We start from the raw sequence: 13,281 nt of genomic DNA on the forward strand, positions 1-13,281 counted from the left end.
GTTTATACCTTGTTAAGCCTGGAGTTCCGGATTCCGTAGATGAAGTAGGTTAGCACCGCAACGACCATCCAGATAGTGAAAATCATCTTGGTGGCGTGCGACAGGTTGATCATCAGGTAGCCGCAGGCCAGGATACTCAGGCCCGGCACGAAATACGAGCCGAAAGGCACGCGGAAACCGCCCTTCTTGTATGTGCCAGCTGCGCGCTCCTGCGAACGCAGCACCGGCACCGCAATCGATACCACGATAAAGGCAGTCAGGGTGCCCATCGATACCATGTCCCACAGGAAGGTGGAATCGACGAGGCCAGCGACGATGCCAACCACCACGCTGACGATCAGCGTATTGGCAACAGGCGAATGGGACTTTGGATTCACGCTTTGGAAAGCCTTTGGCACCAGGCCATCCTTGGCGATCGCATACAGGATGCGGGTCTGGCCGTAGATCGTGACCAGGGTCACGGAGAAGACCGAGATCACGGCGCCGGCCGACAGGATCAGCGCAGGCCAGGCCTTCCCGGTCACGTTTTGCAGGATCACGGACAGGCCGGCGGCCTGGCCTTCGAACAAATGCGCCGGCTGGGCGCCCATGGCGGCCATGGCGACCAGCATGTAGAACACGGTCACCAGCAGCAGCGCGGCGATGATGCCGATCGGGACGTTGCGCTTGGGGTTGCGCACTTCTTCGCCGGCGGTGGCAATGGTATCGAGGCCGATAAAGGAGAAAAATACAGTGCCCGCAGCGGCGGCGATGCCGCTGGCGCCCGGTACCCATTCGCCAGGCGTGTGCTTGATGAACGGCGTGAAGTTCGCGGTGTCAAAGCCGGTGAAGGCGACGGCGCAGAAGAAGATCAGGATTGCCAGCTTGATCATCACCATGATCGCATTGGCGGTGGCCGATTCCTTGGCGCCGCGCACCAGCAGGAAACAGCACAGCGCCACCAGGATCACCGGCGGCAAGTTGAAATGGTCCATGTGCCACACCGTGCCGTTCGGGGTCGAGACGATCATCGGCGTGCGCAGGTTTTCCGGGATCTGCCAATGGAAGGCGTTGACCAGGAAGTTATTCAGGTAATCCGACCAGCCGATCGCGGTGGCACTGGCGGCAAGCCCGTATTCGAGCAGCAGGCAGAAGGCAACGATGAAGGCCATGAATTCGCCCAGCGTGCGGTAGGCGAAGGAATAGGCCGAACCGGCTGCCGGCACGCGGAACGAAAGCTCGGCGTAGCACAGCGCAGTCAGTCCGGCGGTCAGCGCCGCCAGCAGGAAGGACAGCACCACGGAAGGACCGGCCTTCGGCACCGCTTCGACCATGGTGAAGAAAATACCGGTGCCGATCGTGGCGCCTACGCCGATCATCGTCAGCGAAAACAGCCCGATGGAGCGGCTAAGGCCCTCCCCGTGCAGGCTCGTGCCGGCATCCGACTCCACCGGGGCCGGCTTGGTACGGGTCAGCTTCTGGACCAGCGATTGATTCACAGGCATATCCTTCAGGACAAAAAAACCCCACGATTATAAGACCTCGCAGTTGCTGTACCTAAAGGATTTTGATGCCGGAATGGCAACCGTGGCGGGCGCCCCACGGAGCCGCGTGTTTTAACGCTGCCCGAGGCGTGTTTCGCCGAACAGCTTTGTCAATTCCCGAGGCTGCGAGCGCCAGTACTGCGGCGGTGCAGCAACCTGGGCGCCCAGGGCGGCCGCCGCATGCCATGGCCAGCGCGGGTTGTACAGCATGGCGCGCGCCAGGCCCACCATGTCTGCCTGGTTGTTGGCGACGATCGCTTCGGCGTGCAACGGCTCGGTGATCAGGCCCACGCCAATGGTTGGCATGCCCGTTTCAGCCTTGATGCGCTGCGCAAAATGAACCTGGTAGCCGGGACCGAGCGGGATCTGCTGCAACGGCGAAACGCCGCCGCTGGAGACGTGGATAAAGTCGGCACCGCGCCGTTTCAACTGATGCGCCAGCGCTACGCACTGTTCGATGTCCCAACCGCCTGCGGCCCAGTCCGAGGCCGAAACGCGCATGCCGATCGCCACTTCGCGTGGCACGGCGGCGCGCACGGCGTCGAACACCTCCAGCGGGAAGCGCATGCGGTTTTCCAGCGTACCGCCGTACTGGTCGCTGCGCTGGTTGGCCAGCGGCGACAGGAACTGGTGCAGCAGGTAGCCGTGGGCGCCGTGCAGTTCGATCGCCTCGATGCCGAGAGCATGCACGCGCAGCGCGGAATCCACGAAATCGGCCTTGACCTTGGCCAGGCCCGCTTGATCGAGTGCCAGCGGCGCAGGATCGGTAGCCGCATGCGGCAGCGCGGAAGGCGCAACCGTCTGCCAGCCGCCGCCCTGCCCCGGCGCCAGGGCCTGCCCGCCTTCGAACGGCGGCGCACTGGAGGCCTTGCGGCCCGCATGCGCAAGCTGCACGGCCAGTTTGATCGGCGAATGGCGGCGAATCACCTGCACGATGGGCGCAAGCGCGCGCTGGTGCTCGTCCGACCAGAGCCCCAGGTCGGCCGGCGAGATGCGGCCTTCCGGCGAGATGGCTGTCGCTTCCAGGATCAGCAAACCGGCGCCGGACAGCGCCAGGTGGCCGTAATGGATCATGTGCCAATCGGTCGCAAGGCCATCGTTGGCGGAGTATTGGCACATGGGTGCGATGGCGATGCGGTTCGCCAGGTCCACCGGGCCCAGAGCATAAGGAGAGAACAGATGGCTCATAAAGTTACAAGTACTTACTATTGATACAGGCTTGCGCCTAGCTCGGCGCGGCATGCATTGATAAGCTGCGAAGCATGCAAAACCGCTACTGAGAAGGAGCCAGCCATGTACCGAAAAATCCCGACCGTTTCGACCCGCTTCAATCCGATGAAGGCGATTTCAGTGAGCGTGCTCCTGCTGACCATGGCTGCAACCTACGCCCTGCACGTCAGCCTCTAACCTTCGTAAGGGCCCAGGTAATCGATCTTGCCGATCTTGACGCCCTGGTTCCGCAAGATGTCGTGCAGCGTCACGACATGGAAGTAAAAATTCGGCAGCGCGAAAGTCAGCAGATAGCTCTCGCCAGTAAAAGTTGGCTTGAAGCTGCCGAAACTTAGTGCCACCTCGCGCGTTTCGCTGTTCGCGAAATGCTCCTCCCCCACGCTTTCGATGTAAGCGATCGTGTTCGCGATGCGCTGCTGCAGCTGCTCGAAGCTGGCTTCGTTGTCGGGGAATTTCGGCGCAGCGATGCCGCTCAGGCGTTCGATGGAGAGTTTGCTGGTATCGCTGGCGCGCTGCACCTGGGCGGTCAGTGGCAGCATGTCGTCGGCCAGTCGGGCCGACAATAGCGTTTCCGGGACTTTGCCGGTTTCCTCCGCGTGGGCTTGCGCCTTGCGCAGCAGGCTTGCCATCACGTTCAGGCCGCGCACGAAAACGGGCGCGGAAACTTTATACATGGACAGCGACATGCGCTACTCCTTTCCGTTGAGTGTCCGGAAAGTGTAGCGCAATCCATCAATTCACGCGCGTGACCATCATTCCGGCCCGCAGGCCGATGCAGACGTCAGGGTTGGGGAATACCACCAGCTCTTCGTCGTGCTGCACGGTGTAGACGGTATCGCCGTCGCGGGCAATTTCATCGCCCTTCTTCAGCGCGGTGAAATTCTGCGTCTCTTTGCCGAAGGCCATTTTGAAGTTGTCGCTCAGTTTGATAATGTTCTGGGCCACCTTGAAGACCTGCGGTTCGCTGGCGACGTGCAGCGGCGCCTTGCCGCGCAGCAGGCGGTCCAGTGCCAGCTTGGCGTCTTCGAACTGCGTGAGGTCATTCTGGCCCAGGGTGCCAATGCGGCCCAGCTCAATCGTGGTGCCGGCGGCGGCGTGGTGCTCGGCGCTGTAGTAGCTGTAGGTGCCTGCCGACGACGGGTTCATGATGATGGCGCCGATGGCGGCTTCGCCCAGCCAGCCGATCAGCTGCTGCTTGGCGACGTCCGCAATCAGGTCGGGGACGATGGCGAAGGTTGGGTAGACGCTCGGGCGGATGGCCGTGTGCAGGTCGAGGTGCCAGCGCTCCTGGCCGGCGCCGGCGAAGAACCCGGTCGTGGCGGCGATCATGACGTCGGCACGGGCGGCTTCGGCGGTACCGGCCAGGGTGCCGCGTTCGGTGCGGAACATGCGGTTCAGGTCCGCGTCGATAAAGCGCTTGGCCTGGCGGATGGCGCCGATGTTTCCGACGCAGAGCATCAAGTCGACTTGCAGCGCTTGCGGTTCTTGCGCCAGGGCGTCGAGCAGGTAGGCGACCAGCTCGATCGGGCCGGTTTCGTCGCCGTGCACGCCGACTGAGAGCAGGACGGCGGGGCGGGCGGACTGCTTACTGCGTATCGTGAGGATGCCGTCGGCGGGTTGGGCAACCGCGAAGCCGGCCTGTTCGAAATTGCGTGCAACCGCGCTGAAGTCTGCTTCAGCGAGGGCGCGGACTGCGGGGGGTAAGGTTTGGTTATCTGCCATTCTTTGTTGCTGTTTTACTTTCTGCTCCGCCAACCCCGGTAAACCTGGGTCAGACCCACGGGTCTGACCCTGTTACGCGGCGGCTGCGGATCGGTTTCAGGCCGCCATGGCGACAGCGTTGACGGCTTCCGACAACGCCCACACATCCAGCATTGCCTGTTCCAGATCTGCCGATGCAGCGTAGCCGGACAAGCCCAGCGTGCAAGTCACCAGCTCCACCGCCTCGACCGCATCATGTCCGTTGGTGGCGCGTGCCAGCACCTGCGACAGCAACTTCTGCTGCGTGCGGCGCAAGGCCTGCTGCGCATAGCTGCGCAGGTGTTCCTGCGACTTCGAAACAGCCGGCAGCTTCAGGCCGCGCTCCAGCGTATCGATGCCCGCCTGCGAACGCAGCGCCAGGCCAACCGCCAGGAAGCCCGGCAGGTCCATGCCCGCAGGACGCTTGACCGACAGCGCAGCGAAGACAAACGCCGCCACGCCTTCCAGCGCATCAACGGCATTCCACGCCTGCACGAACTCCGCGCGCAGGCCGCTGTGCGTTGCCGCTTCCGACTGCACGTCGGCCGCCATCTTGCGCACGGTGGCTGGATCGGCAAACAGCTTGGTCAGCTCGGCGATGCCGGCGCCGCGCAACTGGTCCTTCGGCACGCCCAACACGCCTTCCATCACAGCCTTCAGCATGGCGCGGGTGCGTAGATCGACGCGCATCGCCACGTTGCGCGGCACGTTCAGTGCATCCGCATCCAGATCGTCGAAGACCGGCGCCAGGTCCAGCGCCGACCATGCCTGCCCCCACGCCAGGATCACGTCCTGCTCGCTGCAGTTGTTGGCAGCGGCCAGGTCGCGGATCATCAATGGGCCGCAACGGTTCACCACTTCATTCGCCAGCACAGTCGCCAGGATGGCATTGGACAGCGGATGGTTCAGCGGTGGGCGGGTCGCCACCAGTTGCTCAGGGAAATAAGGACGCAGCACCTTCTCCGCCCAGCTCTCGTCCGTCAGCGGCATGGCCGACAGCAATCGCTTGTAGCGGTTCTTCACGTTGGCGACGACTACCGCCAGTTCCGGCGTGGTCAGGCCGCGGCCATCGGCCTTGCGGCGCGCCAGTTCGGCCACGCTTGGCAGGTGCTCCAGTTCGCGCGACAGCGCGCCCTCTTCTTCCAGGTCGGCGATCAGGTCGGCGTAGCCGTCCTGCACATGGGCTTCCGACTGGGCCTGGAATTCGCGCACCAGCAACCGGGTTTGCTGGGTGTTGTCGCGCAGGACCAGGCGTTCCACTTCCATGGTCATGTCGTTCAGCAGTTGGTTGCGGTCTGCCTCGCTGGTCTGGCCGGCGTTGACTTCCACGTCCAGCCACATCTTGCAGTTCACTTCGTGGTCGGAGCAATCCACGCCGGCCGAGTTGTCGATCGCATCGGTGAAGATGCGGCCGCCGGCCAGGGCGAATTCGATACGGCCGGCCTGGGTCGCACCCAGGTTGCCGCCTTCCGCCACGACCTTGCAGCGCAATTCATTGCCGCTGACGCGGATATTGTCGTTGGCGCGATCCTTCACCTGCGCGTGGGTTTCGGTCGAGGACTTGATGTAGGTACCGATGCCGCCGTTGTAGAACAGGTCCACTGGGGCCAGCAGGATGCGGTGCATCAACTCTTCCGGCGTCAGCGAGCTTTCCTGGATGTCCAGCGCGGCGCGCACTTCGGGCGACAGTTCGATGGTACGGGCCGTACGTGGGAACACGCCGCCGCCTTTCGAGATCAGGTCCTTGTTGTAGTCTTCCCACGAGGAGCGCGGCAGCGCGAACATGCGCTGGCGTTCAGCGAAGGACTTTGCGGTATCCGGATTCGGGTCGAGGAAGATGTGGCGGTGGTCGAACGCCGCCAGCAGCTTGATCTGATGCGACAGCAGCACGCCGTTGCCGAACACGTCGCCCGACATGTCGCCCACGCCCACCACGGTGAACGGGGTGGTGTTCATGTCGTGGCCCATCTCGTAGAAGTGGCGCTTGACCGCTTCGAACGCGCCTTTGGCGGTAATGCCCATCTTCTTGTGATCGTAGCCGTTGGAGCCGCCGGACGCAAACGCGTCACCCAGCCAGAAGCCGCGCTTTACAGCGATGCTGTTGGCGATGTCGGAGAAGGTGGCAGTGCCCTTGTCGGCAGCTACCACCAGGTATGGGTCGTCGTTGTCGTAGCGGACGGTGTCCTCAGGCGGAACGATCTTGCCCAGCACGCGGTTGTCGGTCATTTCCAGCAGGCTGGCGATGAACAGGCGATACACTGCTTCGCCTTCCGCGGCCACCACGTCGCGCGGCGCGTCTTTCGGCATCTGCTTGCAGACGAAGCCGCCCTTGGCGCCGGCAGGAACGATCACGGCGTTTTTCACCATCTGCGCTTTCACCAGGCCCAGCACCTCGGTGCGGTAGTCTTCCATGCGGTCGGACCAGCGCAGGCCGCCGCGCGCGACCGGGCCACCGCGCAGGTGCACGCCTTCAAAGCGGCGCGAGAACACGTAGATCTCGCGGAACGGACGCGGTTCCGGAACCAGGTGCAGGCTGCTGGTGTCGAACTTGAAGATGATCTTGTCGCCCTGGCCGGCATTCTGGAAGTAGTTGGTGCGCAGGGTCGCCAGCATCAGGTCGATCATGGCCGCAAAGATCACTTCGGAGTCGGCGTGGTTGATCGAGGACAGGCGGCCCTTGATGGCCAGCAGCTTGTCCTTGGCGGCGGTGCGGATGGCCTCGGGCAGTGCCGGATCGAAGCGCTCTTTCCATGCGTCGACCAGTTCTTTCACCAGCGCTGGATGGCGGCGCAGGATCTCCGCCATGTAGCGCACGGTGAACTGGGTGCCGGCCTGGCGCCAGTAGCTCATGTAAGCGCGCACCAGCTGTACTTCACGCAGGCGCAGCCCGCCTTCGACAACCAGGCCATTCAGGCGGCCGTCTTCGGCTTCATTGTTGAACAGGGCATTGAACAGGTCTTCCGCCACCTGCACCACGCCAGGGCGGGATAGTTCGAGCGCGCTTTGCGCGTCGACGGCCAGGCTGGTTACGTAGTGTTTCTTGCCGTCCGCGGTGCGGATGGTGTGCGCGGATTCACGCTCGATCGCCACGCCGGCGTTGTGCAGCGCTGGCAGGATCGAGGACAGGGCCGGAACGCCGTCCACCGAATACAGGCGGATGGTAGTGGCGGCATTGCCTTCGGAAGGCAGTTCGACGCGCACGGCGACGCGCTCGTCCACGCCATTGCGCAGGATCTTGTCCAGGTCGTGGAAGGCGACGGCCGGCGGCGTTGCAGCCACGTAGTCGACCGGCAGGGTGGAGCACAGCTTGCGCAGGCTGTTGCGCAGCGGCTCTTCGCCGACCTTGTCGGCCAGCTCGGAGAACTGGTCATGCCAGCCGTCCAGCACCGTCAGCAGCGGCCGCTGGATATCGCTTTCCAGGTCCAGCGGATAGCGCGCTGCGTGGGCGATCAGGTACAGGCGGGCCAGCGGACCGTCCGACACCAGGGTTTGCGAGCTGACATGGGTGGCGCCGGAGCTTTCCTGCAGGGCGCGCGCCAGCGCGTGCGCCACGGAAGCGGAGTAGCGTTCGCGCGGCAGGTAGACCAGCACGTTCAGATGGCGGGCGTAAACGTCGCGGCGGGCGAATACCTTGGCGCGCGGCTGCTTGTACAGCGACACCACTGCGCCGCATACTTCGGCCAGCCATTCCGGTTCCGCTTCCAGCGCTTCGGTGCGCGGCAGCGATTCCAGGATCTCAATGAATTTCTCGGCGCGGAAACCGGTCTCGCGCACGCCGGCGATCTTCAGCACTTGCGCGATGCGGCCGCGCGCGAACGGCAGGCGGGCCAGCGGCGTCAGGTTGGCGGCGCGGGTGAACAGGCCGACGAAGCAATGCTCGCCCAGGATGGCGCCCTTGCCGTCGGTGTGGCGCACGCCGATGAAGTCCAGCGACTGGTCGCGGTGCAGCGTGCCGCCCACGTCGGCCTTCACGATCGACAGCGTGTGGCCGCGCTTGGACAGGGTGTCGAAGTCGCCAGGGATGTTGGCCAGGCAGGTGCCGTAGATCGGGTGCGAGGTGTCTTGCAGCACGCCGATGCGGCTGGGGATGTCGCGCTCAAGTTCGCGTGCGCCAGGCTTGACCTGGTAGTAGGCGTAGCCGTGCACTTCGAAGCCTTCGTCGCGCGCCCATTGCAGGAAGGCCGCTACCTCCTGGCCCTCTTCGCCGTGGCCGGCGGAGTCGGTAGCTACAGCGCTGAAGCGGTCTTTCATCGCAGCCTGGTCGCGTTTCACGACTGCAGCGTCGCGCGCCACCATGTCGATGCGGTCAGTCAGTTCTTTCAGTGCGCCGTCTTCCAGTTTTTCGGACAGCAGGCACAGGACCATCGATTCGAGCTTGTCGCCTTTCTGGCCCACTGCTTCCACGCTGCCATCGGCGCTGCGTCGCACCGGCAGCACGGCGTTCAGCACGCCGTTGGAACCGACGCGTAGCTTGCGCATGGCGATCACGATGGAGTCGACCAGGTATGGCATATCGTCGTTGACGATCAGCAGTGCGGTGGCGTGGCCACCGCGCGCTTCTTCGTATTGGAGTTTGGCGATCTGGCAGCCGGAAGCGGTGCGCTTGGCAAGCTGGGTGAAACCTTCCACAAGGACCGGCGCCAGGCTGCCGGGGGACAGGTCGGCCAGGTCTTCGTCGTCCAGGGAGCCGAGCCAGGCTTCGATCAGTTGGGCGATCGGGCCGCTGGCCTTGACCAGTTCGAGCGTTTGCTTGCGCAACTCTTGTGGCATTTGTTTCATCTGCTTCTCCAAATACGTTGTGGGTATCTTCTTTTCCAAACCGGTAAACCCGGGTACGACCCAAGGGTCGGACCCGCATACGCGGCCGCCGCGTAGCGGGTCTGACCCTTGGGTCAGACCCAGATTTACCGGTTTTACAGATCGTACAGGCCGGGTAGGCCCAGGATCTGTTCCAGCTCTTTCAATGCGGTGTGCACTTCTACAGCCAATTGCGGATCTGCCAAATCTTTCGGTTCCAGATGGTCGCGGTAGTGCTTCTCTACCCACGCGACCAGGCTATGGTACAGCGTTTCGGTCATGATCACACCCTGGTGCATGGCCGCTGCCTCTGCCTCGGTCAACGCCACGCGCAAGCGCAGGCAAGCCGGTCCGCCGCCGTTGCGCATCGACTGGCGCAGGTCGAAGTGGATCAGCTCATCGACCGGGCCGCCGGAAGCGACCAGCTTTTCCAGGAAGGCCGCCACGGCTGGAATCTCCTGGCACTCATGCGGCGTCACCAGGGCCATCTTGCCATCAGGCTTGGACAGCAGCTGCGTGTTGAACAGGTAGGAAGAAACCGCATCGGCCACCGACACTTCGGCCGTCGGCACGCGGATCGCCACCAGCTCGGCGCCCACGTCCTGCATCGCAGCACGGATCGAAGCCAGCGCGCCCTGCTCGTCTGCAAACGCCTGCTCGTGGTAGAACAGCACATTGCCATTGCCCACGGCGATCACGTCGTTGTGAAACACGCCCTGGTCGATTACGTCCGGATTCTGCTGCACGAACACGCAGCGCGCTGGATCGAGGCCATGCAGGCGTGCCACAGCCTTCGATGCTTCCAGCGTATGGCGGGCCGGGAATTTCTTCGGCGCCGGCGCGCTCGGATCGAACTCCACGCGGCCGTACACGAACAGTTCCACGGCCCGATTGCCATGCTGGTCGCACAGGCGGGTATGGTTGGCCGCGCCTTCATCGCCGAAGGCCGGCGTACCAGGCAATGCGTCGTGCACGGCGAAGAAGCGTTCGTCCTTGAAGATGGCGCGCAGGGCGCGAGCCGACTGCACGTGCTCGAACGCGCGGTGCAGCTTGTTATTCAGGTTTGCAGCGGTGAAGTGCACGCGGCCATCACGCGTGTCGGCCGACGGGCTGACAGTGGCGGCGTTGGCCGTCCACATCGGCGAGGCCGAATAGGCGCAAGCCAGCACCACCGGCGAATCGTTGTACGCCTGTGCGATCACTTCGGCGTCGGTACCGCTGTATCCCAGGCTGCGCAGCAATCGGAAATTCGGGCGGTCCTGCGGTGGCAGAAGCGCCTGCGCGAAACCGCGGCTGGCCAGCTCGCGCATTTTGGCCAAGCCCTGCAAGGCAGCCTGCTTCGGATTGGACGCGCTCTTGACGTTGTTGAACGAAGCGACGTTACCGAACGACAGTCCCGCATAGTTGTGCGACGGGCCAACCAGGCCGTCGAAGTTGTATTCGCGTGCAGTAGGCATGGCCATCCTCAGAAGTTCATGCCAGGCGACAGCTTGGCAGGCATTTCAAGGGCGCCGTTCTCGATCGAAGCGACCGGGTAGGCGCAGTAGTCCGCCGCATAGTATGCGCTAGGACGATGGTTGCCGGACTTGCCGACGCCGCCGAACGGCGCCGAGCTGGCCGCACCGGTGGTCGGGCGGTTCCAGTTCACGATGCCGGCGCGGGCGCGGACCTGGAACTTCTGCCACAGCGATTCGTCGGTCGACAGCAGGGCCGCAGCCAGGCCGTAACCGGTATTGTTGGCGGCGCGGATCGCGGCGTCGAAATCGTCGACGCGGATGATCTGGGCCAGTGGTCCGAACCATTCTTCGTCAGGAATGCCTTGCGCGTCGGTGGTGTCCACGATGCCGGCGGAAACGAAGCCGGTGCCCGGCTCCAGCTGGCGCATTTCCAGCAGCATCTTGCCGCCCTTGGCCACCATGTCGGCCTGCGCCTGCACCAGCTTTTCAGCCACCGCGGCGGAAACCACAGGCCCCATGAACGGCGCCGGTTCAGCAGCCGGAGCGCCTACGCCCAGCTTGGACGCCACTTCCACGAAACGCTTGACGAAGGCATCGCCCTGCTCGCCCTTCTGCACGATCACGCGGCGCGCGCAGGTGCAGCGCTGGCCGGCGGAGATGAAGGAAGACGAAATCGCCATGAACACAGCCGCGTCGATATCGGTCGGGTTCCACACAATCAGAGGATTGTTGCCGCCCATCTCCAGCGCCAGCAGCTTGCCTGGCTGGCCGCCGAACTGCTTGTGCAGCGCCGCGCCGGTCTGGCTGGAGCCGGTGAACAGCACGCCGTCGATTTCCGCATTCTGGCCCAGCGCGATGCCGGTTTCGCGGCCGCCGTTGACCAGGTTGATCACCCCCGCAGGCACGCCAGCCTTTTCCCACAGCGCCACGGTCTTGATGGCGGTGCGCGGTGCGTACTCGCTCGGCTTGAACACCACGGTGTTACCGGCGATCAGCGCAGGCACGATGTGGCCGTTCGGCAGGTGGCCCGGGAAGTTGTAAGGGCCGAACACGCCAAATACGCCGTGCGGACGGTGGCGCAGCACAGCTTCGCCATCGGCAACCTTGTTGCGCGATTCGCCGGTGCGGTTGCCGTAGGAAGTGATCGAGATGTCCACCTTGTTGGCCATGGTGGTCACTTCGGTGCGCGCTTCCCACAGCGGCTTGCCGACTTCTTCGGAAATGGTCTGCGCCAGGTCTTCCGCGTTTTCCTTCAGCAGGTCGCGGAATTTGGTGACGATGGCGATGCGTTCTTCCAGCGGGCGGTAGGCCCAGGCTTCAAAGGCGGCACGCGCAGCATGCGCAGCTTCCGCCACGTCATCGGCAGTGGATTCCTGCGACGAGTAAATGTGCTTGCCGGTGGCCGGATTGGTGGTCACGATGGTCTCGCCGTGGCCAGCTTTCCATTGGCCGTTGATGAAATTGCTCAGTTCAGACATTCTGGTTCTTCCTCACGTTGAGAGACAGGGTGCGCACAGTGTCGCCGGCATGGCAATGCAGCAGTGCTTGTTCCTCGGACGACAGGTCAATGCCGCCGTCGGATGGGTTGGCGTCGGTCAGGATCATGCGGAAGTCCTGCATGACGGTGTTCGACACCAGGTAGGGTTCGGTGGTGTGCAGCGCGCAGGCATGCGCGGTATCGGTATCGCGCGTGACGGATGCCAGTTCGCTGTCGCGCATGGCGCGCAGCTCGGAGACGCGGGCTTGCAGCACCGGGCCGGCGTCGAAGATGTCGACGTAGCCTTCGTAGTGCAGGCCCTCCTGCTCCAGCAGGCGGCGCGCAGGCGCGGTAGCCTGGTGAACCTTGCCGATCGCTTCCTGCGCATCTTTCGGCAGGTAATCGACGTACAGCGGCTGGCGCGGCATCAGCTCGGCGATGAAAGACTTCTTGCCCAGGGCGGTCAGGTCGTCCACATGGTGGAAGTCCATCTTGAAGAAGTAGCGGCCCAAGCCTTCGTAGAACGGCGAGCTGCCGTCTTCCGCCTGGTAGCCGCGCATCTCGGCGATGATCTTCTGCTCGAACAGGTGCGGGAACTGGGCGATGAACAGGAAGCGCGACTTGGACAGCAGCTTGCCGTTATTGCCCTGGCGGTAGTCCGGGTGCAGGAACAGGGAGCACAGCTCGGAGCAGCCAGTCAGGTCGTTGGACAGGTACAGCGTGTCCATGCGGGTGAACACGTTCAGCTCGCGGCTGGAGTGCACCAGGGTGCCGATGCGGTAGTTGTAGAAAGGCTCGGTCAGGCCGACCGCGCCCTTGATGGCGCACACGCCGGCCAGGCGGCCGCTATCGGTGTCTTCCATCACGAACATGTAGTCGCGTTCTTCCGGCGGGATGGTTTCGGCAAAGGACGCCACCGCCACGGCGACGCGGTCGCCCATCATCTTCATGTCCGGCTTGAGCGTGGTCATGCCGGTGCCAACCTGGCTGGCCAGGTTGAACAATCCGTCCAGGTCACTCGCTTTAATGGCGCGTACAACTAGCATAGGTTTTCTCG

At 63.7% G+C, this 13,281-nt stretch carries 8 protein-coding genes; all 8 read right to left on the reverse strand.

Going from position 1 to position 13,281, the window contains the following annotated elements; genetic code table 11:
- Nucleotides 1-2: 2 nt before the first annotated feature.
- The 8 genes from ACN9MZ_RS28735 to astA all read right to left on the reverse strand — a co-directional run bounded on the left by ACN9MZ_RS28735 (nt 3) and on the right by astA (nt 13,270).
- Entirely contained in the window at nt 3-1,478 is a 1,476-nt protein-coding gene (locus tag ACN9MZ_RS28735; RefSeq protein ID WP_426340184.1) for an APC family permease, read from the reverse strand.
- A gap of 117 nt (nt 1,479-1,595) precedes the next feature.
- Nucleotides 1,596-2,711, reverse strand: a complete 1,116-nt coding sequence (locus ACN9MZ_RS28740; protein ID WP_426340185.1) for an NADH:flavin oxidoreductase/NADH oxidase — start codon at nt 2,709-2,711, stop codon at nt 1,596-1,598.
- A 215-nt stretch (nt 2,712-2,926) separates the two neighbouring features.
- On the reverse strand, nt 2,927-3,439 hold the full coding sequence (locus ACN9MZ_RS28745) for a DUF1993 domain-containing protein (RefSeq protein ID WP_426336580.1): 513 nt from the start codon (nt 3,437-3,439) through the stop codon (nt 2,927-2,929).
- Nucleotides 3,440-3,485: 46 nt separating this feature from the next.
- Nucleotides 3,486-4,475 (reverse strand): succinylglutamate desuccinylase, encoded by a 990-nt coding sequence (locus tag ACN9MZ_RS28750; protein WP_426340186.1) that lies wholly within the window; start codon nt 4,473-4,475, stop codon nt 3,486-3,488.
- Nucleotides 4,476-4,571: 96 nt separating this feature from the next.
- The gene (locus tag ACN9MZ_RS28755) at nt 4,572-9,272 is read right to left on the reverse strand and encodes an NAD-glutamate dehydrogenase domain-containing protein (protein ID WP_426340187.1); all 4,701 of its coding nucleotides are present in this window, start codon (nt 9,270-9,272) and stop codon (nt 4,572-4,574) included.
- A gap of 134 nt (nt 9,273-9,406) precedes the next feature.
- On the reverse strand, nt 9,407-10,747 hold the full coding sequence (gene astB / locus ACN9MZ_RS28760; protein WP_426340188.1) for an N-succinylarginine dihydrolase: 1,341 nt from the start codon (nt 10,745-10,747) through the stop codon (nt 9,407-9,409).
- A gap of 8 nt (nt 10,748-10,755) precedes the next feature.
- Entirely contained in the window at nt 10,756-12,225 is a 1,470-nt protein-coding gene (gene astD, locus ACN9MZ_RS28765; protein ID WP_426340189.1) for a succinylglutamate-semialdehyde dehydrogenase, read from the reverse strand.
- Nucleotides 12,218-13,270, reverse strand: a complete 1,053-nt coding sequence (gene astA / locus ACN9MZ_RS28770; protein ID WP_426340190.1) for an arginine N-succinyltransferase — start codon at nt 13,268-13,270, stop codon at nt 12,218-12,220. Before astA ends, astD begins: the two co-directional genes overlap by 8 nt.
- Between the last annotated feature and the right edge of the window lie 11 nt (nt 13,271-13,281).

It is taken from the genome of Pseudoduganella sp. S-14 (assembly GCF_049913285.1).
Lineage (GTDB): Bacteria > Pseudomonadota > Gammaproteobacteria > Burkholderiales > Burkholderiaceae_D > Rugamonas.

What these genes read in the sequence shown, in the direction of transcription:
- astB (WP_426340188.1), bottom strand. Translation starts at nt 10,747, where the DNA reads ATGCCTACTGCACGCGAATACAACTTCGACGGCCTGGTTGGCCCGTCG.
- astD (WP_426340189.1), bottom strand. Translation starts at nt 12,225, where the DNA reads ATGTCTGAACTGAGCAATTTCATCAACGGCCAATGGAAAGCTGGCCAC.
- ACN9MZ_RS28750 (WP_426340186.1), bottom strand. Translation starts at nt 4,475, where the DNA reads ATGGCAGATAACCAAACCTTACCCCCCGCAGTCCGCGCCCTCGCTGAA.
- ACN9MZ_RS28745 (WP_426336580.1), bottom strand. Translation starts at nt 3,439, where the DNA reads ATGTCGCTGTCCATGTATAAAGTTTCCGCGCCCGTTTTCGTGCGCGGC.
- ACN9MZ_RS28755 (WP_426340187.1), bottom strand. Translation starts at nt 9,272, where the DNA reads ATGAAACAAATGCCACAAGAGTTGCGCAAGCAAACGCTCGAACTGGTC.
- ACN9MZ_RS28740 (WP_426340185.1), bottom strand. Translation starts at nt 2,711, where the DNA reads ATGAGCCATCTGTTCTCTCCTTATGCTCTGGGCCCGGTGGACCTGGCG.
- astA (WP_426340190.1), bottom strand. Translation starts at nt 13,270, where the DNA reads ATGCTAGTTGTACGCGCCATTAAAGCGAGTGACCTGGACGGATTGTTC.